The organism is Streptomyces sp. NPDC096323, from assembly GCF_040302845.1.
Lineage (GTDB): Bacteria > Actinomycetota > Actinomycetes > Streptomycetales > Streptomycetaceae > Streptomyces.
Genome location: NZ_JBEOSI010000004.1, coordinates 526,774 through 551,069 on the forward strand (window position 1 = coordinate 526,774; position 24,296 = coordinate 551,069).

27 protein-coding genes are annotated in these 24,296 nt (G+C 68.8%); 13 read left to right on the top strand and 14 right to left on the bottom strand.

What is annotated here, in order from left to right:
* Positions 1 to 121: 121 nt before the first annotated feature.
* Together ABTX18_RS13725 and ABTX18_RS13730 are read right to left on the bottom strand one after the other, a co-directional pair.
* The gene (locus ABTX18_RS13725; protein ID WP_148019641.1) at positions 122 to 1,240 is read right to left on the bottom strand and encodes a lipid II:glycine glycyltransferase FemX; all 1,119 of its coding nucleotides are present in this window, start codon (positions 1,238 to 1,240) and stop codon (positions 122 to 124) included.
* Positions 1,241 to 1,426: 186 nt separating this feature from the next.
* Entirely contained in the window at positions 1,427 to 1,747 is a 321-nt protein-coding gene (locus ABTX18_RS13730) for a hypothetical protein (RefSeq protein WP_352122908.1), read from the bottom strand.
* Positions 1,748 to 2,025: 278 nt separating this feature from the next.
* On the opposite strand from ABTX18_RS13730, the gene rpsF reads away from it, so the two are divergent.
* The 4 genes from rpsF to rplI all read left to right on the top strand — a co-directional run bounded on the left by rpsF (position 2,026) and on the right by rplI (position 3,756).
* Positions 2,026 to 2,316: a 30S ribosomal protein S6 gene (gene rpsF / locus ABTX18_RS13735; protein WP_018101872.1), complete on the top strand. Its 291-nt coding sequence runs from the start codon at positions 2,026 to 2,028 to the stop codon at positions 2,314 to 2,316.
* Between the two features lie 74 nt (positions 2,317 to 2,390).
* Positions 2,391 to 3,011 (top strand): single-stranded DNA-binding protein, encoded by a 621-nt coding sequence (locus tag ABTX18_RS13740; RefSeq protein WP_352122909.1) that lies wholly within the window; start codon positions 2,391 to 2,393, stop codon positions 3,009 to 3,011.
* A gap of 43 nt (positions 3,012 to 3,054) precedes the next feature.
* Positions 3,055 to 3,291 (top strand): 30S ribosomal protein S18, encoded by a 237-nt coding sequence (gene rpsR, locus ABTX18_RS13745; RefSeq protein WP_003967857.1) that lies wholly within the window; start codon positions 3,055 to 3,057, stop codon positions 3,289 to 3,291.
* Positions 3,292 to 3,309: 18 nt separating this feature from the next.
* Positions 3,310 to 3,756 (top strand): 50S ribosomal protein L9, encoded by a 447-nt coding sequence (rplI, locus tag ABTX18_RS13750; RefSeq protein ID WP_073733221.1) that lies wholly within the window; start codon positions 3,310 to 3,312, stop codon positions 3,754 to 3,756.
* 151 nt (positions 3,757 to 3,907) lie between these two features.
* Here the strand turns inward: rplI and ABTX18_RS13755 are convergent, their stop codons facing one another.
* Positions 3,908 to 5,245 (bottom strand): MATE family efflux transporter, encoded by a 1,338-nt coding sequence (locus ABTX18_RS13755; RefSeq protein ID WP_352122910.1) that lies wholly within the window; start codon positions 5,243 to 5,245, stop codon positions 3,908 to 3,910.
* A gap of 459 nt (positions 5,246 to 5,704) precedes the next feature.
* On the opposite strand from ABTX18_RS13755, the gene dnaB reads away from it, so the two are divergent.
* Both dnaB and ABTX18_RS13765 read left to right on the top strand, forming a co-directional pair.
* Positions 5,705 to 7,183 carry a replicative DNA helicase gene (dnaB, locus tag ABTX18_RS13760; RefSeq protein ID WP_352122911.1) on the top strand — a complete coding sequence of 493 codons (1,479 nt, stop codon included), beginning with the start codon at positions 5,705 to 5,707 and terminating at the stop codon, positions 7,181 to 7,183.
* 117 nt (positions 7,184 to 7,300) lie between these two features.
* On the top strand, positions 7,301 to 8,683 hold the full coding sequence (locus ABTX18_RS13765; protein ID WP_352122912.1) for a serine hydrolase domain-containing protein: 1,383 nt from the start codon (positions 7,301 to 7,303) through the stop codon (positions 8,681 to 8,683).
* Positions 8,684 to 8,719: 36 nt separating this feature from the next.
* Here ABTX18_RS13765 and ABTX18_RS13770 read toward each other — a convergent pair whose 3' ends face one another.
* Genes ABTX18_RS13770 through ABTX18_RS13780 form a run of 3 tightly spaced genes read right to left on the bottom strand, consistent with a single transcriptional unit; the run spans position 8,720 to position 10,863 of the window.
* Positions 8,720 to 9,883 carry a winged helix DNA-binding domain-containing protein gene (locus tag ABTX18_RS13770; RefSeq protein ID WP_352122913.1) on the bottom strand — a complete coding sequence of 388 codons (1,164 nt, stop codon included), beginning with the start codon at positions 9,881 to 9,883 and terminating at the stop codon, positions 8,720 to 8,722.
* Between the two features lie 29 nt (positions 9,884 to 9,912).
* Complete coding sequence (locus ABTX18_RS13775) at positions 9,913 to 10,365, bottom strand: GNAT family N-acetyltransferase (protein ID WP_352122914.1); 453 nt, start codon at positions 10,363 to 10,365, stop codon at positions 9,913 to 9,915.
* A gap of 39 nt (positions 10,366 to 10,404) precedes the next feature.
* A complete protein-coding gene (locus ABTX18_RS13780) occupies positions 10,405 to 10,863 on the bottom strand; it encodes a MarR family winged helix-turn-helix transcriptional regulator (protein WP_352122915.1) in 459 nt (152 codons plus the stop codon).
* A 142-nt stretch (positions 10,864 to 11,005) separates the two neighbouring features.
* Here ABTX18_RS13780 and ABTX18_RS13785 point away from each other — a divergent pair, with 142 nt between their 5' ends.
* On the top strand, positions 11,006 to 12,220 hold the full coding sequence (locus ABTX18_RS13785) for an MFS transporter (RefSeq protein WP_352122916.1): 1,215 nt from the start codon (positions 11,006 to 11,008) through the stop codon (positions 12,218 to 12,220).
* 54 nt (positions 12,221 to 12,274) lie between these two features.
* On the top strand, positions 12,275 to 12,700 hold the full coding sequence (locus ABTX18_RS13790; RefSeq protein ID WP_352122917.1) for a GlcG/HbpS family heme-binding protein: 426 nt from the start codon (positions 12,275 to 12,277) through the stop codon (positions 12,698 to 12,700).
* Positions 12,701 to 12,746: 46 nt separating this feature from the next.
* On the opposite strand, the gene ABTX18_RS13795 is transcribed toward ABTX18_RS13790, so the two are convergent.
* The 6 genes from ABTX18_RS13795 to ABTX18_RS13820 all read right to left on the bottom strand — a co-directional run bounded on the left by ABTX18_RS13795 (position 12,747) and on the right by ABTX18_RS13820 (position 17,531).
* Positions 12,747 to 13,655, bottom strand: a complete 909-nt coding sequence (locus ABTX18_RS13795; protein WP_352122918.1) for a GNAT family N-acetyltransferase — start codon at positions 13,653 to 13,655, stop codon at positions 12,747 to 12,749.
* 4 nt (positions 13,656 to 13,659) lie between these two features.
* On the bottom strand, positions 13,660 to 14,184 hold the full coding sequence (locus ABTX18_RS13800; RefSeq protein ID WP_352122919.1) for a DUF2269 domain-containing protein: 525 nt from the start codon (positions 14,182 to 14,184) through the stop codon (positions 13,660 to 13,662).
* Positions 14,185 to 14,306: 122 nt separating this feature from the next.
* Positions 14,307 to 14,786, bottom strand: a complete 480-nt coding sequence (locus ABTX18_RS13805) for an NUDIX domain-containing protein (protein WP_136330881.1) — start codon at positions 14,784 to 14,786, stop codon at positions 14,307 to 14,309.
* A gap of 63 nt (positions 14,787 to 14,849) precedes the next feature.
* Positions 14,850 to 15,746 (bottom strand): LysR family transcriptional regulator, encoded by an 897-nt coding sequence (locus tag ABTX18_RS13810; protein WP_352122920.1) that lies wholly within the window; start codon positions 15,744 to 15,746, stop codon positions 14,850 to 14,852.
* Between the two features lie 210 nt (positions 15,747 to 15,956).
* The gene (locus ABTX18_RS13815) at positions 15,957 to 17,087 is read right to left on the bottom strand and encodes a cystathionine gamma-lyase (RefSeq protein WP_352122921.1); all 1,131 of its coding nucleotides are present in this window, start codon (positions 17,085 to 17,087) and stop codon (positions 15,957 to 15,959) included.
* 66 nt (positions 17,088 to 17,153) lie between these two features.
* Complete coding sequence (locus ABTX18_RS13820) at positions 17,154 to 17,531, bottom strand: phage holin family protein (protein WP_352122922.1); 378 nt, start codon at positions 17,529 to 17,531, stop codon at positions 17,154 to 17,156.
* 68 nt (positions 17,532 to 17,599) lie between these two features.
* On the opposite strand from ABTX18_RS13820, the gene ABTX18_RS13825 reads away from it, so the two are divergent.
* The 4 genes from ABTX18_RS13825 to ABTX18_RS13840 all read left to right on the top strand — a co-directional run bounded on the left by ABTX18_RS13825 (position 17,600) and on the right by ABTX18_RS13840 (position 19,823).
* Complete coding sequence (locus tag ABTX18_RS13825; RefSeq protein ID WP_350988316.1) at positions 17,600 to 17,917, top strand: cupin domain-containing protein; 318 nt, start codon at positions 17,600 to 17,602, stop codon at positions 17,915 to 17,917.
* A gap of 146 nt (positions 17,918 to 18,063) precedes the next feature.
* Complete coding sequence (locus tag ABTX18_RS13830; protein WP_352122923.1) at positions 18,064 to 18,273, top strand: DUF5326 family protein; 210 nt, start codon at positions 18,064 to 18,066, stop codon at positions 18,271 to 18,273.
* 241 nt (positions 18,274 to 18,514) lie between these two features.
* A complete protein-coding gene (locus tag ABTX18_RS13835; protein WP_352122924.1) occupies positions 18,515 to 19,285 on the top strand; it encodes an IclR family transcriptional regulator in 771 nt (256 codons plus the stop codon).
* Positions 19,286 to 19,385: 100 nt separating this feature from the next.
* Positions 19,386 to 19,823 (top strand): SsgA family sporulation/cell division regulator, encoded by a 438-nt coding sequence (locus ABTX18_RS13840; RefSeq protein WP_114245561.1) that lies wholly within the window; start codon positions 19,386 to 19,388, stop codon positions 19,821 to 19,823.
* Between the two features lie 80 nt (positions 19,824 to 19,903).
* On the opposite strand, the gene ABTX18_RS13845 is transcribed toward ABTX18_RS13840, so the two are convergent.
* Complete coding sequence (locus ABTX18_RS13845) at positions 19,904 to 21,244, bottom strand: YibE/F family protein (protein ID WP_352122925.1); 1,341 nt, start codon at positions 21,242 to 21,244, stop codon at positions 19,904 to 19,906.
* 196 nt (positions 21,245 to 21,440) lie between these two features.
* Between ABTX18_RS13845 and thiC the strand changes: the two genes are divergently transcribed.
* Positions 21,441 to 23,216, top strand: coding sequence for a phosphomethylpyrimidine synthase ThiC (gene thiC, locus ABTX18_RS13850; RefSeq protein ID WP_352122926.1), 1,776 nt, complete (start codon positions 21,441 to 21,443; stop codon positions 23,214 to 23,216).
* Between the two features lie 139 nt (positions 23,217 to 23,355).
* Here the strand turns inward: thiC and ABTX18_RS13855 are convergent, their stop codons facing one another.
* Complete coding sequence (locus ABTX18_RS13855; RefSeq protein ID WP_352122927.1) at positions 23,356 to 24,177, bottom strand: hypothetical protein; 822 nt, start codon at positions 24,175 to 24,177, stop codon at positions 23,356 to 23,358.
* Between the last annotated feature and the right edge of the window lie 119 nt (positions 24,178 to 24,296).

Consider the following 24,296-nt stretch of genomic DNA (forward strand, 5'->3'; position numbering starts at 1 on the left):
ACCTTTCTGGTGGCTGCGGTGGTGTCGGAGGGGTGCGGAGCTTCCGGAACGGAATCCGGAAGAGCCCATTGAAACGAATAAAGCCGGTTTCGTCAGCCTTGCGCGGCGGAACAGCGGCCGGTCAGCGCCGCGACATGTAGATGTCGAGGGCCTTGTGCAGCAGCTTGTTGAGCGGGAAGTCCCACTCACCGAGGTACTCCGCGGCCTGTCCGCCGGTTCCCACCTTGAACTGGATCAGGCCGAAGAGGTGATCGGTCTCGTCCAGCGAGTCGGAGATGCCGCGCAGGTCGTAGACGGTGGCGCCCATGGCGTACGCGTCGCGCAGCATCCGCCACTGCATCGCGTTCGAGGGGCGGACCTCGCGCTTGTGGTTGGCCGAGGCGCCGTACGAATACCAGACGTGCCCGCCCACGATCAGCATGGTCGCGGCCGCCACGTTCTCGCCCTCGTGACGGGCGAAATAGAGCCGCATCCGGTTGGGGTCCTCGTTGTTGAGGGCCGTCCACATGCGCTGGAAGTAGCCGAGCGGACGCGGTCGGAAGTGGTCGCGCTCCGCCGTGATCTCGTACAGCCGCTGCCACTCGGCGAGCTCCGCGTAACTGCCCTGGACGACCTCGACACCGGCCTTCTCGGCCTTCTTGATGTTGCGCCGCCAGAGCTGGTTGAAACCCTTGTGCACGTCTTCGAGGGAGCGGTTGGCCAGCGGCACCTGGAAGATGTAGCGCGGCTGCACGTCCCCGAATCCGGCGCCGCCGTCCTCACCCTGCTGCCAGCCCATCTTGCGCAGCCGGTCCGCGACTTCGAAGGCGCGGGGCTCGATGTGGGTGGCCTCGACGTCGCGAAGGCGCTTCACGTCGGGGTCCTGGATGCCGGCCTTGATGGCGTGGGCGTCCCAGCGGCGGATGACGACCGGCGGGCCCATCTTCACCGAGAAGGCGCCCTGCTGCTTGAGATGCGCGAGCATCGGCTGCAGCCAGTCGTTCAGATTGGGGGCGTACCAGTTGATGACCGGGCCCTCGGGCAGATAGGCGAGGTACCGCTTGATCTTGGGAAGCTGCCGGTAGAGCACCAGACCGGCGCCGACGAGCTGGCCGCCCTTGTCGAACCAGCCCAGACTCTCCGAGCGCCACTCGGCCTTCACATCCGCCCATGCCGGGACCTGCATGTGACTGGCCGCGGGCAGGCTCTGGATGTACGCCAGATGCTGCTCTCGGCTGATGGTCCTCAGGGTCAGGCTCATGCGGGGCGCTCCTCGGCAGGTGTGTCCCCATGGGTCAGGGGCTCCGGCTCTCGCGCCGAAGCCTACTGTGACCGGGAAGCGCGCTGTCTGGCCCCGTCGAACCCGTGCGGTCCGGGACGGCGTACGGGGCGGCCCGCCCGTGGACGGAGCCGCCCCGCAGAGTGCCGGGCCGCTGCTGCGCCGCGGTCAGCCGACCACGCCGCCGAAGAGTCCGCCGTGCGCCATGCCGAGGAAGAACCCGACGCCGGCCGCGCCCATGCCGACGAACAGCGGGAACCTCTCCCGTGTGGTCACGGAGATGTACAGCCCGTACGCGCCCGTGAGGAACCCGATGAGCCCCGCCCACGAGCTGAGCAGGTGCAGGCTGTGGAACATCGCCGTCACGAACGCGAGGACGCCGAGCACCACCGTCACGCCCACCAGGACGTCCTGCAGCGGATGGGGCTTGCCGTCCGTCGCGAAGAGGGAGGCGGAGGAGCGGGGGCGGGATCGCATTGCTTGTGCCATGGAGTACCTCCTGGCCGAAAGGCGGCGCATCGTGGCGCCGCTCACACCCGATGTGTACAGATTGCGTCCCCTGACCACCGGATTTCAACCGGAGGCCGGTCTGCAGGTACTCTGGACGGTCTGCACCGGTGTCTGCCGGGCCGGCACGGACAGCTCCTCCTCGAGGGAGGGCATTGTCAGTGCCGGCTGTTTTACTCGGAGACACTGAGGCTTACGCATCACGACCCTCCTGCCACGGAACGACCGTGGCCGCTGAGTCCAAAGGAGGTGGGTTCCACATGCGTCACTACGAGGTGATGGTCATCCTCGACCCCGATCTCGAGGAGCGAGCAGTCTCCCCGCTGATCGAGAACTTCCTTTCCGTCGTCCGTGAGGGCGAAGGAAAGGTGGAGAAGGTCGACACCTGGGGCCGTCGTCGGCTCGCTTACGAGATCAAGAAGAAGCCCGAGGGCATCTACTCGGTCATCGACCTGCAGGCCGAGCCTGCGGTCGTCAAGGAGCTCGACCGCCAGATGAACCTGAACGAGTCGGTCCTCCGGACCAAGGTCCTCCGTCCCGAGATCCACTGAGCTTCTAGCTCAGTGGTCATCGGGTTCGAGTAGCAGCAAGCAGCCAGAAGCAATCCCCGCCGAGAGGTTCACCCATGGCAGGCGAGACCGTCATCACGGTCGTCGGCAATCTCGTCGACGACCCCGAGCTGCGCTTCACCCCGTCCGGTGCGGCGGTCGCGAAGTTCCGCGTCGCGTCCACTCCCCGCATCTTCGACCGGCAGACCAATGAGTGGAAGGACGGCGAAGGCCTGTTCCTCACCTGCTCGGTCTGGCGTCAGGCGGCGGAGAACGTCGCCGAATCGCTCACGCGAGGCATGCGCGTTGTCGTGCAGGGCCGGCTGAAGCAGCGGTCGTACGAAGACCGCGAGGGCGTCAAGCGCACGGTCTACGAGCTGGACGTCGAGGAAGTCGGCCCCAGTCTCAAGAGCGCCACTGCCAAGGTCACCAAGACCACCGGTCGCGGTGGCCAGCAGGGTGGCGGCCAGGGTGGATACGGCGGCGGCCAGCAGGGTGGCGGTAACTGGGGCGGCGGTCCCGGTGCTGGTGGCCAGCAGGGCGGCGGCGGTGCTCCCGCCGACGACCCGTGGGCCACGAGCGCGCCGGCCGGCGGCCAGCAGGGCGGGGGCCAGCAGAGCGGCGGAGGCGGTTGGGGCGGAAGCTCCGGCGGTTCCGGCGGTTCTGGCGGCGGCTACTCGGACGAGCCGCCCTTCTAGGGCAGCTCGTACCCCCACTTCTTGATCACACAGGAGAAACACCATGGCGAAGCCGCCTGTGCGCAAGCCTAAGAAGAAGGTCTGCGCGTTCTGCAAGGACAAGACCCAGTACGTGGACTACAAGGACACGAACATGCTGCGGAAGTTCATTTCCGACCGCGGCAAGATCCGTGCCCGCCGCGTCACCGGCAACTGCACGCAGCATCAGCGTGACGTCGCCACGGCAGTCAAGAACAGCCGTGAGATGGCGCTGCTGCCCTACACGTCCACCGCGCGATAAGGGAAGGGTGACTGAATCATGAAGATCATCCTCACCCACGAGGTCTCCGGCCTCGGTGCTGCGGGCGACGTTGTAGACGTCAAGGACGGGTACGCCCGTAACTACCTGGTTCCGCGTGGCTTTGCCATCCGCTGGACCAAGGGTGGCGAGAAGGACGTGGCGCAGATCCGCCGCGCCCGCAAGATCCACGAGATCGCCACGATCGAGCAGGCCAACGAGATCAAGTCCAAGCTCGAGGCCGTGAAGGTCCGTCTGGCCGTTCGCTCCGGCGACGCCGGCCGTCTCTTCGGCTCTGTCACCCCGGCCGACATCGCTTCGGCGATCAAGGCTGCCGGTGGCCCGGATGTCGACAAGCGTCGCGTCGAGCTCGGCTCGCCGATCAAGACGCTCGGCGGACACCAGGTGTCCGTGCGTCTGCACCCCGAGGTCGCTGCGAAGCTCGGCGTCGAGGTTGTTGCTGCCTGATCGGGCCGCACCTCAGCAGAACAGTGAAGGGCCGCACCTCCGGGTGCGGCCCTTCGCCGTTGTCGGGCGTGGCATTTTCACAGGAAACGGGCTTCCTGTTTCACGTGAAACAGGCTCGCCTCTGCACGCGGAACGGGCCGGCTTGGTGGGCTCAGCGGCTAGCGCCGGTGACCATCCAGGTGCCGGAACGGGCACGGAGCCAGAGCGTTGCCATCCGAACGAGCATCATGAGGGCCATCGCACACCACAGCGCGGTCAGGCCGCCGCCGAGGACGGGGACCAGCAGAGCTGCTGGGGCGAACACCGCCAGGGTGACAAGCATGGCCCAGGCCAGATAGGCACCGTCTCCTGCGCCCATCAGTACACCGTCCAGGATGAAGACGACTCCGGCGACCGGCTGCGTCAGCGCCACCACGAGGAGGGCTGGGAGCAGGGTGTCCTGCACGGACCGGTCGCTGGTGAACAGCGGAACGAACAGGGGACGCGCAAGCACGATCAGCGCCCCGAGCACCACACCGGAGGCGATCCCCCACTGCACCATGCGGTGACAGGCCTCGCGGGCGCCTCTCGTGTCACCGGCGCCCAGGTAGCGTCCGATGATGGCCTGTCCCGCGATGGCGATGGCGTCCAGCGCGAAGGCCATCAGGCTCCACAGGGAGAGAATGATCTGGTGTGCGGCGATGTCGGTGTCACCCAGCCTGGCCGCGACGGCCGTGGCGATGAGCAGGACGGCGCGGAGTGACAGCGTACGGACCAGAAGGGGCACGCCTGCCCGGGCACTGGCCCTGATGCCGGCGGCGTCCGGTCGCAGAGAGGCCCCATGGCGGCGGGCTCCGCGGACGACGACCACGAGATAGGCGACCGCCATCCCGATCTGAGCGATCACTGTGCCCCAGGCCGACCCCGCGATGCCCAGACCGGCGCCGTAGACGAGGCCTGCGTTGAGGGCCCCGTTGGCGGCGAATCCGCCGATGGCGACGTAGAGCGGGGTGCGGGTGTTCTGGAGGCCGCGGAGCACGCCGGTCGCGGCCATCACCACGAGCATTGCGGGGATTCCGAGGCTGGAGATCCTGAGATAGGTGGTCGCATAGGGGGCCGCGGTGGCGGAGGCGCCGAATGCCTCGACGATCCAGGGGGCCAGGGGGAGGGCCAGGGCGATGACGGCGAGACCGAGCAGGATCGCCAGCCAGATGCCGTCCATGCCCTGGCGGATCGCGGAGGGCAGATCGCCCGCGCCGACCCTTCGAGCGACAGCTGCGGTAGTGGCGTAGGCGAGGAAGACGAAGATGCTCACGGCGGTCGTCAGCAAGGCGGCGGCAACGGCCAGACCGGCGAGCTGCGGAGTGCCGAGATGGCCGACGATGGCGCTGTCGACCATCACGAAGAGGGGCTCGGCCACGAGGGCGCCGAAGGCGGGGACGGCGAGCGCGATGATCTCGCGGTCGTGCCGTCTGCGACGAGACGACGGGGTCGCCGGTGCCTGGGTCATGGGAGCTAATCTAATCTTCCACAGGTAATGGATGCAAGCCGCTGGCAGTCCTTACAAATGTCTGGGAGTGACGTTCTGGCATGTGCCGCTTGCCGGGATCTTGTGCCGACTCGGGAAGTTTTTCTCCCCCACAGCCCGTGGATGGTGAATGCCCAGGTCAGGGGAATGATGGTGGCGCGGGTATGAGTTTGTCCACAGTGCTGTCCCCCGGTCCGTGCACAGGTTCCGCGGGGTTCTCCACAGCATCTGGTCCGTCGTCCACATGCCCTGTGGATAACCGGATTGGCTGACGGTGCCGGGCCGCCTACCGTGGTCCGGCGCACCCACCTCGTTTCGGTCCTGGAACCCCGCAGAACCGACACACCCGGAACCGGAGTCGGGCGTCTTGTTTGTCGGTGCCGTGCCGTAAGAAAGAGAGGCACGGCTAGGTCCGCGGAGCGGACGGGAGGAGGCGGCCGGATGAGCATTTCCGAGCCTTTGGACGACCCCTGGGCGGACACCGGTCCCAGTGACCGTCTGCCTGTTTCCCGCCAGCGTCGGGGCGAGGGCAGGGACCGCGGAGAGCAGCACGAACGAGGCCGGGAGAGCAGCGGCTGGGAGGGCGGTTCCCCCGGTTTCGAGCGGGTCCCGCCCCAGGACCTCGACGCCGAACAGTCCGTCCTCGGCGGCATGCTCCTGTCGAAGGACGCCATCGCGGACGTCGTGGAGATCATCAAGGGCCACGACTTCTACCGCCCCGCGCACGAGACCGTCTTCCAGGCGATCCTCGACCTCTACGCCAAGGGCGAGCCGGCCGACCCCATCACGGTGGCGGCCGAACTGGTCAAGCGCGGCGAGATCACCAAGGTGGGTGGAGCTCCCTATCTGCACACCCTGGTCCAGTCGGTGCCGACCGCGGCCAACGCTTCGTACTACGCGGAGATCGTTCATGAGCGCGCTGTCCTGCGGCGGCTCGTCGAGGCCGGCACGAAGATCACGCAGATGGGATATGCCGCCGACGGCGATGTCGACGACATCGTCAACTCCGCCCAGGCGGAGATCTACGCCGTCACCGAGCAGCGGACCAGTGAGGACTACCTGCCGCTCGGCGACATCATGGAGGGCGCGCTCGACGAGATCGAGGCGATCGGTTCCCGCAGCGGTGAGATGACGGGCGTGCCGACCGGCTTCACCGACCTCGACGCCCTGACCAACGGCCTCCACCCGGGCCAGATGATCGTCATCGCGGCCCGCCCGGCCATGGGTAAGTCCACGCTGGCCCTGGACTTCGCCCGTGCCTGCTCGATCAAGAGCAACCTGCCCAGCGTGATCTTCTCCCTCGAAATGGGTCGGAACGAGATCGCGATGCGTCTGCTGTCCGCCGAGGCGCGGGTGGCGCTCCACCACATGCGCTCGGGCACCATGACGGACGAGGACTGGACCCGGCTGGCTCGCCGGATGCCCGATGTCTCGGCGGCCCCGCTCTACATCGACGACTCCCCGAACCTCTCCATGATGGAGATCCGGGCCAAGTGCCGTCGCCTCAAGCAGCGCAACGACCTCAAGCTGGTGGTCATCGACTATCTGCAGCTGATGCAGTCCGGTGGTTCGAAGCGTGCCGAGAGTCGCCAGCAGGAGGTGTCGGACATGTCGCGAAACCTCAAGCTGCTTGCCAAGGAGCTCCAGCTGCCGGTCATCGCGCTCTCCCAGCTGAACCGTGGCCCCGAGCAGCGCACGGACAAGAAGCCGATGGTCTCCGACCTCCGTGAGTCCGGATCGATCGAGCAGGACGCCGACATGGTGATCCTGCTGCACCGCGAGGACGCGTACGAGAAGGAGTCCCCGCGGGCCGGTGAGGCGGACCTGATCGTGGCCAAGCACCGTAACGGTCCGACGGCGACGATCACCGTCGCCTTCCAGGGGCACTACTCACGCTTCGTGGACATGGCGCAGACCTGATCGCGGTGAGGCCGGTCGTGCAGTCGGGCCGTCATCGGCCGGGCGGCGCGGAGAACGGCCGTGGAACCGTGGGGAAATGAAGTCGCCATGCGCCGGTGCGGGAGGTAGTTGTTGACGATGACTTCTCCTGCTGAACAGTTGCTGCCGAGTACGCAGCGCGCGCTCCTGCACCGCATCGCTACCGCCCAGGCCGAGGGCCGCTCCCCTTCCCTGGCCGCTGCCGTGCAGCGGCAGGGCCAGGCCGTCTGGAGCGGGTCCCGCACCTGCGTCGACGGGCATGCCCCGGATTCCGACACGCAGTTCCGGATCGGATCCCTGACCAAGACGTTCACCGCGGTGCTGGTCCTGCGCCTGCGGGATGAGGGGCTGCTGGATCTCGCCGATCCCCTGGAGAAGCACCTGCCCGGTACAGGCGCTGGGGATGTCACTCTTCATCAGCTGCTCGGCCACAGCGCCGGGCTCGGTGCCGAGTCGCCAGCCCCTTGGTGGGAGCGGACTCCCGGCAGCCTCCGCCCCGGACTCGCGGACGTGCTCGGCGGGCAGGGCCGGATGCATCCTCCCGGCCGTCGCCATCACTACTCCAACCCTGGCTACACGCTGCTCGGAGCGTTGATCGAAGCAGTACGCGGAGAGTCCTGGGCCGAGGCGTTGCGCACCGAGATCCTCGAGCCGCTGGGCATGCATCGTACGAGCCCGCAGGCGCAGGCCCCCCACGCCGGCGGCTGGGCCGTCCACCCGTGGGCGGACGCCATGCTGCCCGAACCGGCCGAGGACCTCGGTCTGATGGCGCCGGCTGGACAGCTCTGGTCCACCACTGCCGACCTGCTGCGTTTCGCCGCGTTTCTGGCCGACGGGGACGACCGGGTACTCGCGGCCGCGTCCGTGGCAGAGATGAAGGAGCCTGCGGCCCCGCCCGAGTCGGGGGACTGGGAGGGGCATTACGGCTTGGGCCTTCAGGTGGTCCGGAGGAAGGGGCGCACACTTGTCGGGCACACGGGATCGCTTCCCGGCTTCCTTGCCGCGCTCTGGTTCAGCGTCGAGGATGATGTGGCCGCTGTCGTGTTCGCCAATGTCACCTCCGGGGTGCCGATCGGCGAGGTGGCCGCCGAACTCGTGGATATCGTCGCCGCGGCGGAGCCCCGCATCCCTGAGCCGTGGCGCCCGCTGCCGGAGGTGGACGCTGAGCTGCTGGCGCTGACCGGCCCGTGGTACTGGGGAACGCGTACGAACATTCTGCGGCTGGGCCCCGACCGGCGGCTGGAGTTGCGGCCCCTGAACGGTCAGGGACGTGGCGCCCGTTTCACCGCCCGCCCGGACGGCACCTGGATCGGGCTGGACGGCTACTACGCGGGGGAGACACTGCGGGTCGTCCGGAACGACGACGGCAGCGTGAACCATCTGGATCTCGGGTCGTTCGTCTTCACGCGTGAGCCGTACGATCCCGCAGCGGCCATCCCGGGGGGAGTGGACGAGGACGGCTGGCGCGGCCTGGGCGGCTGACCGGTCCGTTTCACGTGAAACGGACCGGTCAGCCCCTCAGGCCGTGAGCTCCCTTTCCAGGGGGGTGCGGAAGCGGGGAGTGATCCGTGCGTCGCCCACCCAGCCCGCCAGCCGGGACGCCTCCGCCTGGATCGCGGTGGTGGCGTCCCGGCCGACGTCCGCGAGCAGTCGCCATACCGGTTCGCCGTCCGCACGCAGGGCCCAGCCGCCCACGATCCGGCCGTTCCACCACACGGTTGGGCCGATGTTGCCGGAGCGGTCGAAGAGCGCGGCCCGGTGCTCGGACGGGAGGTGAAATCCACGGTCGGCCCACCCCATGGCGCTCGGGTCGAGCGCGGGCAGCAAAGCGGCCCAGGGCTCGGGTGCCGGATCGGGGTCGTGGTCCTGTGGCGCGACCCAGGCCGTGGCCCCGCTGTCGAGCTGTACCTCTGCAGCCTCTCCGGTGGCCAGCGCCTTGCGGACCTGGCCGATCCCCCAGCCCGTCCACCACTTGAGGTCATCCTCAGTCGCGGGGCCGTAGGAGCGGAGCCAACGCAGCGCCAACTCTGCCTGGGCCCGCGCGATTTCCCGTTCGGGCCGGGGCTCGGAAGCCGTCCAGCGGAACTGGCTGGAGGTCCAGGACCCTCGTGGCCGGTCCCGGCGGATCCGCCCTTCGGCGGCCAGCACGCGGATGACCCGTGAGGCCACGCCCTGTACCGTCTCCTGCTTCTTTCCGGGGAAGACCGTGATTTTGGTGCGGAGGGCGGGGACGGCGGCGGAGAGCTCGCTGCCCGTGGCGGAACCCCCTGCGGTCAGGGCCGCGAGGACGGACTTCTCGGTAGCGGCGAGCCACTGTCCGTCCAGCCCATTGCCGTCCTCCGCGAGGTGTTTGAGGAGGGTCCGGCGTTCCTTGGCGGCGACAGCGCGCGCGTTCGACGCCTCGACCCAGGGCGCCATCTCCTCCGATACGACGAAGAGCGTGTTGCGCATGGAGAGCAGCCGGACCAGGGAGACGTCCTCGTAGAGCTGCTGTTCCACGGCGGCGACCTCCGGCACCCGGAGTCGTGCGCAGGCGGAGAGGAAGACGGTGGCGGCGTCTGTGGCGTGCAGGGCGATGACGGCGTCGGCCACCTCCATGGGGGAATCCGCCCGCACCGAGGGTGCCAGGAGGTGGCGCCGGCCGATTCTGACGCGGCGCTGCTCGTCGCTGATGCGGTGCACAGTCGCTCCCTTGGATGCCGGGGCTGAGGTCAGAGGGCCAGCTTGAAGCCCACATGGCTGGCCACGAAGCCGAGCCGTTCATAGAAGCGGTGCGCGTCGGTCCGGGTCGCATCGGACGTCAGCTGGACCAACTGGCATCCCTGCCGCCGTGATTCATCCACGGCCCACTGGATCAGCTGGGTGCCGAGACCGCTGCCGCGTTCGTCCGCGTGGACGCGGACGCCCTCGATCACCGACCGGGTCGAGCCGCGCCTGGAAAGTCCGGGAATCACGGTCAGCTGGAGTGTGCCGACGACGCGTTCCGCGCGCACGGCGACCACCACATGTTGATGGCGGTCGTCGGCAAGCCGCCGCAACGCCGTGAGATAGGGGGCGAGGTCGTCCGGCGACTCCCGTTGCGCGCCCAGCGGGTCGTCGGCGAGCATGGCCACGATCTCGGCGAGATCATCGACGGCCGCAGGGCGGATTTCGAGATCGCTCATGATCGGCAGCCTACGCCGCGGCCCCCCTGTCCGGGTTCCCTATGCGGGAACCTTCAGCTCCTCGACCGTACGGACGAGCGGGGCCAGTTCCGCGTTCTCCGCGGCCTCGTCCAGCGCGGCCCGCAGAGCGGTGTCGTTGGTGGGCCGCGCCTCCGAGAGGAGGGTGAGACCGGCTTCGGTGACATCGGTGTAGATGCCCCTGCGGTCGGTGTCGCAGAGGTAGCGGGTCAGCAGGCCCCGGTCCTCGAGGCGGGTGACCAGGCGGGTGGTGGCGCTCTGGCTGAGCACGACGGCGTCGGCCACCTGCTTCATCTGAAGGTGCCCGCCGGGTCCGTTGTGCTGCCGGCTCAACACGTCCAGCAGGGAGTACTCCCGCACGCTGAGGCCATGCCCGGTCTGCAGGGCCCGCTCGATGCGGGCCTCGATCTTTCCGTGGAGCAGGGAGAGCGCGCACCAGCCCTGGGCAAGAGCGGTCAGTGCCGGGTCCGTCGCTGTCATGGGTCTGTCTCCTCCGTGCCGGAGCTACTTGCGTCCAGGATAGGCGACGGACGCAATAGCCCGCGCTTGCAATTAACCCGCGTGTGCAATTAATGTGGACGCTTGTAAGGCGCAGACGCAATCTTCAGGGAAGGTGAAACCCATGCCGCTCGCGCTCCTCGCCCTCGCCATCGGGGCATTCGGTATCGGAACGACCGAGTTCGTGATCATGGGGCTGCTCCCCGAGGTGGCTGCGGACTTCCAGGTGTCGATCCCCACCGCCGGATTCCTCGTCACCGGTTACGCGCTCGGTGTCGTCGTCGGGGCCCCTCTGATGACCCTCCTCGGCACCAGGGTCAGCCGTAAACGCATGCTGATGATCCTGATGGCGCTGTTCGTCATCGGCAATGTCGTCTCCGCGACCGCCCCCGTCTTCGGAGTGATGCTCGCCGGCCGGGTGATCGCCTCACTCGCCCACGGCGCCTTCTTCGGCATCGGCTCGGTGGTGGCAGCCGATCTGGTCGCCCCGCACAAGAAGGCCGGGGCCATCGCCATGATGTTCACCGGCCTCACCGTCGCCAACGTCGTCGGTGTGCCGCTGGGCACGTACATCGGCCAGAGCGTCGGCTGGCGGAGCACCTTCGTCGTCGTCGCCGCCCTCGGCGTCATCGGACTGCTGGGTGTGGCCAGGCTCGTTCCCGACCAGCCCCGTGCCGAAGGCGTCCGGCTCCGCCACGAGATCGCCGCGTTCCGCAACGTGCAGGTACTGCTCGCCATGGCGATGACCGTGCTGGGCTTCGGCGGCGTCTTCGCGGCGATCACGTACATCACGCCGATGATGACGGAGGTCGCCGGTTACTCGGCCTCGTCCGTCACCTGGCTGCTGGTTCTCTTCGGCCTCGGGATGGTGGGAGGCAACCTGCTCGGCGGCAAGTTCGCCGACCGCCGCCTGATGCCCCTGCTGTACGTATCGCTGGGCGGCCTCTCCGTCGTTCTGTCGCTGTTCACACTGACCGCCGACAACAAGATCGCGGCAGCCGTCACGATCTTCCTGATCGGCGCCCTGGGCTTCGCGACCGTTCCCCCGTTGCAGAAGCGGGTGCTCGACCAGGCGGCCGGCGCCCCGACTCTCGCCTCGGCGGTGAACATCGGTGCCTTCAACCTCGGCAACGCCCTGTCCGCTTGGCTCGGCGGCATGGTCATCGCCGCCGGGCTCGGCTACACCGCACCCAACTGGGTCGGCGCGGCGCTCGCCGCCTCCGCCCTGGTGCTCGCCTTCGTCTCCAGCACCCTGGAACGCCGCACAGCCGGCGCGAGCCGTCTGGTGGCCGCACACCGTCCGGAGCAGACCGCCGAGCCAGCAGACGCTCGGCACTGACCACCCCGTCCGCCCCCGGACACTCATCACCGCACCTCATCAAGGAGTTCCCTCATGAGCACGCTCACCGCAGCCGTAGCCCCGCTCACCACGCAGGAAGCGGAGACGTTGATCGAGGCGGCCCGCACGGCCGCCGAGGCCGCAGGCGTGGCGACAGCCGTCACGGTCCTGGACGCGGGAGGCCATCTGCTGGCCTTCCGGCGTGACGACCGGGCTGTTCTCATCGCCGGTGAGACCAGTACCCGCAAGGCGTACACGGCGCTCCAGCTCGACGCCCCCACGGCCGATCTCGTCGACGCGGTCCAGCCCGGTGGTCTCTTCCACACCCTGCCGACCGCGCTGGACCGGCCGCTCCTCTTCATCGCCGGCGGTGTTCCGGTACATCGCGGCGGCCGGCTGATCGGCGCCGTCGGAGTCGGTGGCGGTGCGCCCGAGCAGGACCACGGGTTCGCCACCACCGCCGTCGCCGGCCTCCTCTGAGGTCCCGTTCGCCCCGTGCACGCAGCGGACGCGGAATGCGGTGTGGTCAGCCCGTCGCCACGCTCAGTGGGGCGAACCGCTGTGTCCAGTCCCCCGAGGGTGCCCGGTTCCCGAGGCTCATGACCGTGGTCGACGATCCGGGCTCCAGCCCGCACGCCTCGAACCAGCCCAGGAGCTCCGTGTGGCGGGCGTCGATGTCCGCGCGCAGCGGCCGGTCGGTCGCCCCGGCGAGCGAGAGGACGAGCAGCTTCGCCGTGGTGGTGTCCCGGGCGATCAGCGGCCCGACGACATGGCTCTCCGAGCTGGGCCACAGCGCGGCGTACCCGATGATGTCCCCGCCCTCCTCGGCCACCCGCAGATGGTCGGCGAAGGCGGGGAGGCGGGCCAGGAGGTGCATCCGGTCGAGGCCGAAAACCTCGGAGTCCAGGCGGATCATTGCCGGCAGGTCACCGGCTGTCGCCGGGCGAACAGTCACGCTCGCCGCGTCTGGCGGACCGGGCTGAGTCCCTGTTCCCTTGCTGTCCGGCTGAGCGGGCGGCCGGAAGTGGCCGCTCACCCGCTGGGTCCGGCCCACCGCACTGAATCCGAGCTTCGCGTAGAGCGGACGGCCCTCCGGCGTCGCGTACAGGCTGAGGGAAGCGCCTCCGGTCGACTCGATCACCTGATGCATCAGGTGGCGCGCGACCCCCTGGCGGCCGTAGCGGCCGGCGACCAGAAGCATGCCGATGGCGGCCAGATCCGGACCGTACGGGGTCACCACGCAGGTCGCCACCAGGCCCTTGCCCGCGGGGTCGTCGATGCCGTAGGCCTTTCCCGCGGCGAGGAGCAGTCCCCACCGGTGCTCATCGCGCGGCCAGCCGCGGTCCTCGCTGAGGTCGGCGCAGGGGACCAGATCGTCCCGGGTGAGGCGCCGGATGGGTAGGCCGGAGAGGGGGCGGGGCAATGAGCTGGGCATGGGGTCAGGCTGTCCGACGCAGTGATCGCTCGTCCACCGCTTTAACGGATCTGGCCGAGACCCGCAGACGACGGCCCCGTCGGGTCGGCCCCCATGGCTTCAGCACGGAGATCGCGGTCATGAAGAGGTAGGTCGCGGTGGCCACCGAAGGGGCGATGACGAGATCGATGTCGGCGGTCCCGCGTTCCGCGGCTTCGCTGAGGCCGGGGCGCAACGAGAAGACCGACAGTCCGGTCGCGACCAGGGTCAGCCAGAACTTCGTCCAGACCCAGCGGTGCCGGGCCAGTCCCCAGGGGGTGCCGAGCGACAGGACCAACCCGCTGAGGAGGGCAGCCAGCGCGACGGGGACGACGAGCCAGTCACCGAAGATCTGCATGGCGCGGGTGGCGGCCTGCGCGGTGGCCGGATCGCCGGTCGCGAAGGCGGTGATGCCGAGCGTGAGCAGGCCGATGGTGAGGCCGAGCCAGCTGACGGATATCGAGACATGGGCGACGAGGAGACTTCTGCGGGCGCGCTTGAGTGGTTTCACGTGAAACACGGTGCAGCGGTCCGCGAGGCGGGTCATCTGCCGAGGGGAGTATCTCCACGTACTGGTCTCGGCGTACGCCGGACTCGGGAACGGGCCGGCCGCGCGGGAGGGCCGCTCCCGGGTCAGCCCAGGTCGGGGGCGTGCATCGCCCGGACACCCTCGATGTTGCCGTCCAGGTAGTGCCTCAGTGACAGCGGCACGAGGTGCACGGCAGCGATGCCGACCCGGCTGAAGGGCACCCGGACGACGTCGTACTCCCCACAGGGGTCGTCGATCTCGGGGCCGTGGCGCAGGGACAGATCCATGGACTCGAGACGACAGACGAAGAAGTGCTGGACCTTGACGCCCTTCACGCCTCCGCCCTCGATGTGCTCCACGGTGTCGACGAAGCAGGGCACCACGTCGGTGATCTTGGCGCCGAGCTCCTCGTCCAGTTCGCGGTGCAGGGCATCGACGACGGTCGCGTCCTCGGGCTCGACCCCGCCGCCGGGCGTGACCCAGTACGGATCCACCCCCGGCTTGGTGCGCTTGATGAGGATCAGGTCGTTGCCGTCGAGCAGGACGGCGCGTGCGGTGCGCTTGACCACAGGACGTTCGGTCATGGCAAGAGAGTGGCCCGCAGAACCGGTTCTGAAACACCCGGCGGCTACCGGCCCGTCCTGCGGTCACCAGTCAGCCGCCGCACGTAGGAGCACCTCGTGTGCCCGTGCGATATGCGGCAGTGCGAGCGTGCCGGTCCGCGCGGCGAGGAAGTACGTGCGCAGGGGCGGAACCGGCGGATCGAGGAGCGCCACCACCTCGCCCCGCTCCAGGGCGCCCTCGCACAGATACCGGGGCAGGACGGCGAGACCTGCCCCGGCCGCCGTGCATTCCAGGACGGCCCGCAGATCAGGCGTGATGACGGCCCCGGCTGCCGCGGGCCGGCTGTCGAAGACCGCCGCCCAGTAACGGGAGACGAGCGGCAGGCTCTCGTGCACCTCCACCACGGGCAGCTGTTCCAGGACCACCGGGCCGTTGCGTCGTAGCGTCCCCGGTCCCAGACGGCCTGCCCACCGGGGCGCCGCGACCAGGATGTGCTCCTCGTCGCAGAGCGGGACGGCGGTGAGCAGACCTCCGCGCGGCCGGGCCGTGACGACGGCGAGGTCATGGTGTCCGGCGGCCAGACCGTCGAGTGTCTCGTCCGTGTCGGCGGAGAACGAGCTGCGCAGTGCGAGCCCCTGGGCGATGAGCGGGGTGAGCGCGGGCAGGGCCCGCAGCGAGGTGAATTCCGGTGGCCCCGCCAGATGGAGCGTCCGTACGCCCGACTCCTCGTCGAGTTCGGTCTCGGCGATCTCGACCAGTGCGTCCAGATGAGGAGCCGCCCGGTGCGCGAGTTCGTCGCCGATGGTGGTGGGTGTCACGCCGCGGGCCCGGCGGAGGAAGAGGGGGCGGCCCAGCTGCCGTTCCAGGGTGCGGATCTGAGAGGTCACGGCGGGCTGGGAGAGGCCGAGGAGCGCGGCTGCGCGGGTGAACGAGCCCGCACGGTGCACGGTGACGAAGGTGCGCAGCAGGGCCAGGTCCATATCCGTTCCCTCTCACCTGTGCGACCCGTCGGACCCGGACAACTATAAATATGTCGATAGGTCGCTGCCGCTACTGTGATTGGACACTGACGCTGAGTCAACTAGCCTTGTCGAGGCGGTTCTTCGCAGGGAGAAGGCGGAGAGCCGGGGCGGTCCGAGCCACGAGGGGGGAGGCTCGGACCGCCCGTACCACCGCGGGCACTCACTCACTCAGTCCCGGGCGACGGCTTCGTCCAGCGCCCGTGCCACGTCGGCTACCAGGTCCGCCGCGTTCTCGGCGCCGACGGAGAAGCGGATGAAGCCTTCCGGCACGGCGTCGCCGCCCCAGCGGGCCCGGCGCTCGGCAGTGGAACGTACGCCTCCGAAGCTGGTGGCGTCCTCGGCGAGACGCAGCGCCGACAGGAAGCGCTCGGCGGTCCCGCGGTCCGCCAGCACGAACGACACGACGGAACCGAAGCGCCGCATCTGCCGCACGGCGTTGGGGTACGAGGGGTCGGTGGGCAGTCCCGGGTAGCGCAGCCCGCTCACCTCCGGGCGCTCGGCGAGGGCCTCGGCAAGCAGGAGGGCGTTCGCGCACTGCCGCTCGATCCGCAGTTCCAGCGTGGCCAGGGAGCGATGCGCGAGCCAGGCCTCCATGGGCCCGGGGATGGCCCCCACCACCTTGCGCCAGCGGCGCACCCCCGCCGCGAGTCCGGAATCCCTGCACGTCACATGACCGAGCAGGATGTCACCGTGACCGGTCATGCCCTTGGTGTCACTGGCCACCGAGAAGTCGGCGCCGAGCTCCAGAGGGCGCTGGCCGAGCGGGGTGGCGAGGGTGTTGTCGACGGCCACCAGCGTGCCGCCCGCGTGCGCCGCCTCGACGAGCCGGCGCACGTCACAGACGTCGAGCCCGGGGTTGGACGGGGTCTCGATCCACAGGAGCCGCGCCCCTTCCAGCAGAGCCAGCTGGGCGTCGCCCCCGGTCGGGGCGGTGCGCACCTCGACGCCGTAGGCCTCCAGCTGCGCACGCACCAGGGGAAGAGCCTGGTAGCCGTCGTCGGGCAGCACGACGACATCGCCGGTGCGTACCTGGGACAGCAGGACCGCGGAGATCGCCGCCATGCCGGAGGCGAAGACCGTGGTCTCGACGTTCTCGCCCGGAGCTTCGAGTTCGCCGATGGCCCGTTCCAGGTGGGTCCAGGTCGGGTTGGTGTCACGGCCGTAGGTGTACGGCCCGGTCGGCTCGCCGGACAGGTGGAAATGCGCGGCGAAGACCGGGCCGGGGAGAGTGGGCTCGTACTGCTGCGGTTCCGGCAGGCCCGCACGTACGGCCCGCGTTCCGTCGCCCATGGTGCTCATGTGTGTCCTCGTTTCTCTCCCCGGTCTGACGCCGGCCTTGCCGTCACTGTTTCAGGTAGCCGGGGTTCAGTCCTCGTCGGGCAGGACGACGTTCAGAGCCCAGGACACGATCGAAATGATCAGACCACCGAGGACAGCGGTCCAGAAGCCGTCGACGTGGAAGCTCAGGTCCACCACATCGGCCAGCCACGAGGTCAGCAACAGCATCAGGGCGTTCACCACCAAGGTGATCAGCCCCAGCGTCAGAATGAAGAGCGGCAGCGTGAGCAGCTTCACCACCGGCTTGACCAGGAAGTTGACCAAGCCGAAGATCAGCGCGACCAGGACCAGGGTCAGTGCCTTGCGTCCGGTGCTGCCGCCGGTCAGCGTGATGTCCTGGAGCAGCCAGATGGCCACGGCCAGCGCACCCGCGTTGGCGATCGTCTTGACTACGAAATTCTTCATGTGTCTGATCGTGGCAGACATGATCGGTGGCGAACACCGGCTGGACAGAGGCAAGGGGCGGACGGGCCATGAAGGCATTCAGGCTGGACGAACTGGAGGCGGAGCGGGCCGCCAACGACGGCGCTTACCTCCAGTTCGTCCGCGAACGGAACATGTCTGTCGGTCTGTACGCCCTGGACGCCGGCGAACTCGACCCGCAGCAGCCGCACAACCAGGACGAGGTCTACTTCGTCGTCAGCGGACGCGCCTCGATCACCGTGGGCATGGAAACGACGCAGGTGGGCAGAGGAAGCGTCGTGTACGTACCCGCCGGCACCGCCCACAAGTTCCACCACATCACCGAGGACCTGCGTGTGATGGTGGTCTTCTCGCCGCCCGAGGGCTGAGCCGCATCGCGCAGAGGGCCGGGCCGCGTCTCGGGGATCCCTAAGGGTTCGATCAGGGGAGTTCAAGGGATCGCGGGCCCCGCAGCCCGCCCCGGCACCTCTAGCATCGAAGCAGGAACTCACAGAGACGAGGTAGGACGATGGCCGTGCGGGAGATATTCGCGGGAATGCCCTGGTGGGTGAAGTGGATCGCGGTGCCCGTCATCGCGATCGTCGTGTTCGGCGGACTGATCGCCAGCATCGTCGGCTTCGTGATCGGCCTGCTGTTCAAGGTCCTGCTCTTCGTGATCCTGGTCGGCGGCGTCGTCTTCGTCGTACGGAAGTTCATGTCGTCCTCCTCGCGAAGCGACTGGTAGCCGCACGGCCGACCGGGCGATTAGCCCAGCTGAGCTAAGCGGAGGGCGAAACGGCGCCCTGTCCGGTTGCTCCCGATACAGTGGCAGTCCGCTGCCGCTGCCTGGGAAAACACCGTCAGTTGCCACCCTGACCAGTGGTTTGTACGGCATCCGGCCTTCTGAACCCCAGGCCTGCGGCAGATCTGTGGGGGCGGCCCCCACAGGCGGGCTGACTGCCCGTCACCACGCCTGGGGGTGACCGTTGACCACGGCATCGAGTACCTCTGCTCCGACGCTCATCGGATCGGTGCAGCGGGCGCTGAGGCTGCTGGAGGCTGTGGGCACTCATCGTGATGGGGCGCCGGCCAAACAGCTCGCGCGGGAAGCGGGGCTTCCGCTTCCGACCGCCTATCACCTGCTGCGCACGCTGACCCACGAGGGATATCTGCGCAGGGAGAACGGCGTCTTCCTCTTCGGCGCCGCCGCGGAGCGGCTGGCGGACGACGGGGCGCTGCAGAATCGTCGCAGCAGAATGACCCAGTCCCTGGGGCGATGGAGAGACATCATCGGCGCCCCGGTGTACTGCGCCGTCTACCGCGAGGGCGAGATCGAGCTCGTCGCGGTCGCGGACACTCCGCAGGCGCCGGCGGTGGAGGAGTGGGCGGCCTTCGGCGAGACGGGACATGCACACGCGATCGGCCAGTGTCTGCTGGGCCAGCTCGACGAGCAGGCCCGCGAGGACCACCTGGACCGGCACCCGGTGCGCCCGCTGACCCGCTACTCCGCTCGTGACCGTCCGGAACTTCTGGAGCGGTTGCGGGCGATGGAGCGTGCGGAACCTGTCGTCGAACGACAGGAATACGCCCTCGGAACGGTCTGCGCAGCCATCCCGGTCACGGCCGGATTCACCGCCGCCGCGATGGCCATTTCTGTCCCTTTTGACCAATCAGAACGATTGCTCCCCGCAGTCGAACGACTACGCGCTGAAGTGGCCAGCCTCTTGCGTTCGTTCGTGTTCTCTATCAGTATCTGAAAAATCACTCCTTGTGATCTGCTATCGCGTGCACCACGATGGCGTCAATGGGCCACGGGGGATCATTCCTGGCCAGATTCATCTACTGCGGGGTTGAACGATGCGCGAGTCGGTTCAAGCTGAGGTCATGATGAGCTTCCTCGTCTCCGAGGAGCTCTCTTTCCGTATCCCGGTGGAGCTCCGGTACGAAGTGTGCGATCCGTACGCGATCCGGATGACCTTCCATCTGCCCGGCGACGCCCCCGTCACCTGGGCTTTCGGCCGCGAGCTGCTGCTCGACGGCCTCAACAGCCCCAGTGGTGACGGCGATGTGCACATCGGGCCGACCGAACCCGAGGGCCTGTCCGACGTCCATATCCGGCTCCAGGTGGGGGCCGACCGTGCACTCTTCCGAGCCGGTACGGCACCACTCGTGGCCTTTCTCGACCGGACGGACAAGCTCGTGCCGCTCGGGCAGGAGTGCACGCTGGGTGACTTCGAGGGCAATCTGGAAGAGGCGCTGGGGCGGATCCTGGCCGAGGAACAGAACGCCGGTTGACGAAGCCTGTGTCCCTGGCCTGCATGTGGGTCGAACAGCACACCTGCCGAAAGAGTGAATCACTCTCCGTGTCCGAATACTCAGGACTTCGCCCGGCGGCGACGTCCCCTGCCGCTCCGCACGAGTGCCGGAGCCCCGGAATCAGCAGCGAGCCCGGTGCGGTCCGCCGAGACGACCAGGGCCGCGAGCGCGGTGGTCACCGGCACCGAGGCGACCAGCCCGATCGAGCCGATCAGGGTGCGTACGATCTCCTCCGCGACCAGCTCGCTGTTCGCCACCGTCCCCACGCCGCTCCGGGCGACCGAGAACAGCAGCAGCAACGGAAGCGCGGCGCCCGCATAGGCGAGCACCAGAGTGTTGACCACCGAGGCGATGTGGTCGCGCCCGATCCTGATACCTGCCCGGTAGAGCTTCCTCGCGCTCATCGTCGGGTCGGCCTGGTGCAGTTCCCAGACCGCTGAGGTCTGGGTGACCGTCACATCGTCGAGCACTCCCAGGGAACCGATGATGACGCCGGCCAGCAGCAGTCCGCTCATGTCGATGTGCGGATACAGGCCGTGGATGAGGCCGGTGTTGTCGTCGGTGTTCCCGCTCAGACTCGCCCAGCCGATGAAGAGCGAGCCGAGGAGCCCGATCAGCAGCAGTGAGATCAGGGTGCCGATGACGGCGACCGAGGTGCGGGCCGTCAGTCCGTGGCAGATGTAGAGCGCGATCAGCATGATGGCGCCGGCCCCGACGACGGCCACGACCAGCGGGTTCGAGCCCTCCAGGATGGCCGGAAGGATGAACAGGGTCAGGACCGCGAACGACAGGGCGAGCGCCACCAGCGCCATGACCCCGCGCATTCTGCCCACGGCGACCACCACCAGCGCGAAGATTCCGGCCAGCAGCACCAACGGGAACTTCCGGTTCACATCGGTCACCGAGTACTGGAGGTCGTGGGGCGCGTCGGGGGCGTACGCGACGACCACCCCCTGCCCCTGCCGCAGCTGCCGGGGTGCGTCCGGCTGGACGACCTCGATGAATGTGCGGCCCTTGTCCTCCCCGCTCGTGACCTCGATCGTGGCCTTCTTGCAGAGGGCGGCCCCGCCGTCGCCGGTGGTCCCGTCGCCCGTCGGCGGCACGCTCTCGCCGGTGACGGGCAGCTGAGAGGCGTTCAGGTCCTTGCAGTCCACCTGGTCGACGTTCACCACCTTCCCCTGCTGGGTCTGCCGGTCGAATCCGACACCGGTTCGCTCGTGCGCCGGCGCCCCACCGGGCCAGAGCACCACGAGCCCCACGACGACCGCGGCCGCGACCGGGATCAGCACGGCGGCGATCACCTTGCGCAGATGGCTGGAGACGGGGGCGGCGGGGCCGTGGCTGTGGGAGTGCGCGTGCTGATGGCCCTGCGGTTCGAGGTCGTTAAGAGGGGACGTCACCGGCCGATCATCGCAAGAAGACAGGGGCCCTCTGGCCAGCTCGCCAACAGGGGCGCTAGCGTGGTGGCACCTTTGCACACGCGGGAGCTCGGAGCACCGGGCTGAGAGGGCGCTGATCTCCGTACGTCCGTACGGGACAGGCTGCGCCGACCGCCGAACCTGTTACCGGGTAATGCCGGCGTAGGGAGTAGGTCTCATGACCACAGCGGACGCACGCACGCCTGCCTCGAACCAGAACGACGAGGCCGGGAAGTCCATCGGCTGGCACAAGGGGTACATCCAGGGCTCGCGCCCTGACCTCCGGGTGCCGGTCCGTCAGGTGCACCTCACCAACGGCAAGGACGTGACCCTGTACGACACGTCGGGGCCGTACACCGATCCATCGACGGAGACCGACGTCCGCCGCGGACTGGCACCGCTGCGGGAGAACTGGATCATCGCCCGCGGTGACACCGAGGAGTACACGGGACGTCCCGCGCGCCCCGAGGACGACGGGCTCAAGCACACCTCACCGCGCGGCGGGCTGCGCAATCTGGACGCGGTCTTCCCCGGCCGTCCCCGCCAGCCACGGCGCAGCCGGGACGGCCGTCCCGTCACCCAGCTCGCGTACGCCCGCCGGGGCGAGGTCACCCCGGAGATGGAGTACGTCGCGATCCGGGAGAACGTCGGGCCCGAGGTGGTGCGCGAGGAGATCGCCGCCGGCCGGGCCGTCCTGCCGGCCAACGTCAACCACCCGGAGATCGAGCCGATGATCATCGGCAAGGGGTTCCTGGTGAAGGTGAACGCCAACATCGGCAACTCCGCGGTCTCGTCCTCCATCGAGGAGGAGGTGGACAAGATGACCTGGGCGACCAAGTGGGGCGCCGACACGGTCATGGATCTGTCCACCGGCCGCAACATTCACACCACCCGTGAGTGGGTTCTTCGCAACTCCCCCGTGCCGATCGGCACCGTGCCGCTCTACCAGGCACTGGAGAAGGTCGACGGCAGGGCGGAGGAGCTGACCTGGGAGATCTACAAGGACACCGTCATCGAACAGGCCGAGCAGGGCGTCGACTACATGACGGTTCACGCCGGCGTGCGCCTGCCGTACGTGCCGCTGACCGCCCGCCGCAAGACCGGCATCGTCTCCCGCGGCGGATCGATCATGGCGGCCTGGTGCCTCGCGCACCACAAGGAGTCGTTCCTCTACGAGAACTTCGAGGAGCTCTGCGAGATCCTCGCCTCGTACGACGTCACGTACTCCCTGGGTGACGGGCTGCGGCCCGGGTCGATCGCGGACGCCAACGACGAGGCCCAGTTCGCGGAGCTGCGCACGCTCGGCGAACTGAACATCGTCGCCAAGCGGTTCGGCGTCCAGACCATGATCGAGGGACCGGGCCATGTCCCGATGCACAAGATCAAGGAGAACATCGACCTTCAGCAGGAGATCTGCGAGGAGGCGCCGTTCTACACGCTCGGTCCGCTGACGACCGATGTGGCGCCCGCGTACGACCACATCACCTCGGGCATCGGCGCCGCGATGATCGCCTGGTGGGGGACGGCGATGCTCTGCTACGTGACGCCCAAGGAGCACCTCGGGCTGCCCAACCGGGACGACGTGAAGACCGGGGTCATCACCTACAAGATCGCGGCCCATGCGGCGGACCTCGCCAAGGGGCACCCGGGAGCGCAGGACTGGGACGACGCACTGTCGGACGCCCGGTTCGAATTCCGCTGGGAGGACCAGTTCAATCTGGCCCTCGACCCGGACACCGCACGGGAGTTCCACGACGAGACGCTGCCGGCCGAGCCGGCGAAGACGGCGCACTTCTGCTCGATGTGCGGCCCGAAGTTCTGCTCGATGAAGATCTCCCAGGACATCCGGCGTGAGCACGGAGGCTCGCAGTCGGAGATCGAGGCGGGCATGGCGGAGAAGTCCAGGGAGTTCGCGGAGGCGGGCAACCGGGTCTATCTGCCGATCGCGGAGTAGGTCCCTCCGGGGGCGGCATGCGCGCGCTCCGCGCACTGCCGCTCCCGAGCCCGGGTGCCTGTCGCCAGACTTCCCGGGCCTGCCGGCCCCGGTCCCGGTCAGCGCCAGGCTTCCCGGGCCTTGCCGGTCCCGGTTCCGGTCAGTCCAGCTCGTGCTCCGGTCCGCCGAAGTCGGGGCTCGTGAAGTCCGGGCTGGTGAACGTCGGGCGGGGCGCGGCAGCCGGGCCGTCGTCCGGGCTGGAGAAGTCCGGCCTGCTGTAGCCGATCTTCGGGATGCGGTTGGCGGAGCGGTGCGGGATCCGCGCGGCCGGGGCCGCTCCGGGGTCGGCGAGGGCGTCCCGCAGGAACGGCAGGATGCCCCGCTCCAGCAGGGCGTGGCGCCAGGCCTCTCTGGCGCGGGCCACGTCCTCCGGGAACTCCTCGCCGTGCTCCTCGGCCGGCACCGAGGTCGATCCGTTGCGCAGAGCCGTGACGAGGAGGCCGACGGCGGCGACGAGAATGGCGGCCGCCGTCGCCGCGGCGAAGAACCAGCCCGCCCCGACCATGGTGCGCGCGAACGACGGAGGCGGGTCGAGCGCCTTCAGGACGTAGCCGACGAGCAGGAAGATCACCGAGGCGGTGCCCGCCAGCACCGGCGCCAGGACGGTGATGACGACTCCTATGCCGGCGCCCGACTGGCGGGCGCCGTTCCCGGTGTCCGGGGCGCCGTCCTCGTCCGGGCCGGCGGCCGCGGCGCGGATCTCCTCGCGGGCCTTCACGTAGTGCTCGTACTCGGTGGCGGCGGCAGCGGTGATCAGTGCGGTGGCGGCCATCGCCATGGTGCGCAGTTGCACCGGATTGAGCCGTTCACCGACAGCGGCCAGATCCGGTCGTTCATGGGCGTGACGCAGTGCGTCGTCGAGGATCCGCTCGTACTCGGGCCGGTCCTCGGTCAGCAGGTGCGGAGCGCTGTTCATGTGCATCCCCCGATGCTCCGTAGGGCCTGTGTGCCCGCTCGAACCGGGCAGTCGGGCGGAAACGGAGGAGAGCCTGCTACTGGTACGCCGATGGTAGAGCGCTCACGGCACGGGGTGACAGGGGG

Coding starts and splice junctions, on each gene's coding strand:
- ABTX18_RS13790 (WP_352122917.1), top strand. CDS start 12,275: ATGAGCACGCTCACCGCAGCCGTAGCCCCGCTCACCACGCAGGAAGCG.
- ABTX18_RS13775 (WP_352122914.1), bottom strand. CDS start 10,365: ATGAGCGATCTCGAAATCCGCCCTGCGGCCGTCGATGATCTCGCCGAG.
- ABTX18_RS13795 (WP_352122918.1), bottom strand. CDS start 13,655: ATGCCCAGCTCATTGCCCCGCCCCCTCTCCGGCCTACCCATCCGGCGC.
- ABTX18_RS13780 (WP_352122915.1), bottom strand. CDS start 10,863: ATGACAGCGACGGACCCGGCACTGACCGCTCTTGCCCAGGGCTGGTGC.
- rplI (WP_073733221.1), top strand. CDS start 3,310: ATGAAGATCATCCTCACCCACGAGGTCTCCGGCCTCGGTGCTGCGGGC.
- ABTX18_RS13765 (WP_352122912.1), top strand. CDS start 7,301: ATGACTTCTCCTGCTGAACAGTTGCTGCCGAGTACGCAGCGCGCGCTC.
- ABTX18_RS13805 (WP_136330881.1), bottom strand. CDS start 14,786: ATGACCGAACGTCCTGTGGTCAAGCGCACCGCACGCGCCGTCCTGCTC.
- ABTX18_RS13730 (WP_352122908.1), bottom strand. CDS start 1,747: ATGGCACAAGCAATGCGATCCCGCCCCCGCTCCTCCGCCTCCCTCTTC.
- ABTX18_RS13810 (WP_352122920.1), bottom strand. CDS start 15,746: ATGGACCTGGCCCTGCTGCGCACCTTCGTCACCGTGCACCGTGCGGGC.
- rpsF (WP_018101872.1), top strand. CDS start 2,026: ATGCGTCACTACGAGGTGATGGTCATCCTCGACCCCGATCTCGAGGAG.
- rpsR (WP_003967857.1), top strand. CDS start 3,055: ATGGCGAAGCCGCCTGTGCGCAAGCCTAAGAAGAAGGTCTGCGCGTTC.
- ABTX18_RS13820 (WP_352122922.1), bottom strand. CDS start 17,531: ATGAAGAATTTCGTAGTCAAGACGATCGCCAACGCGGGTGCGCTGGCC.
- ABTX18_RS13725 (WP_148019641.1), bottom strand. CDS start 1,240: ATGAGCCTGACCCTGAGGACCATCAGCCGAGAGCAGCATCTGGCGTAC.
- thiC (WP_352122926.1), top strand. CDS start 21,441: ATGACCACAGCGGACGCACGCACGCCTGCCTCGAACCAGAACGACGAG.
- ABTX18_RS13755 (WP_352122910.1), bottom strand. CDS start 5,245: ATGACCCAGGCACCGGCGACCCCGTCGTCTCGTCGCAGACGGCACGAC.
- ABTX18_RS13840 (WP_114245561.1), top strand. CDS start 19,386: ATGCGCGAGTCGGTTCAAGCTGAGGTCATGATGAGCTTCCTCGTCTCC.
- ABTX18_RS13785 (WP_352122916.1), top strand. CDS start 11,006: ATGCCGCTCGCGCTCCTCGCCCTCGCCATCGGGGCATTCGGTATCGGA.
- ABTX18_RS13740 (WP_352122909.1), top strand. CDS start 2,391: ATGGCAGGCGAGACCGTCATCACGGTCGTCGGCAATCTCGTCGACGAC.
- ABTX18_RS13855 (WP_352122927.1), bottom strand. CDS start 24,177: ATGCACATGAACAGCGCTCCGCACCTGCTGACCGAGGACCGGCCCGAG.
- ABTX18_RS13825 (WP_350988316.1), top strand. CDS start 17,600: ATGAAGGCATTCAGGCTGGACGAACTGGAGGCGGAGCGGGCCGCCAAC.
- dnaB (WP_352122911.1), top strand. CDS start 5,705: ATGAGCATTTCCGAGCCTTTGGACGACCCCTGGGCGGACACCGGTCCC.
- ABTX18_RS13815 (WP_352122921.1), bottom strand. CDS start 17,087: ATGAGCACCATGGGCGACGGAACGCGGGCCGTACGTGCGGGCCTGCCG.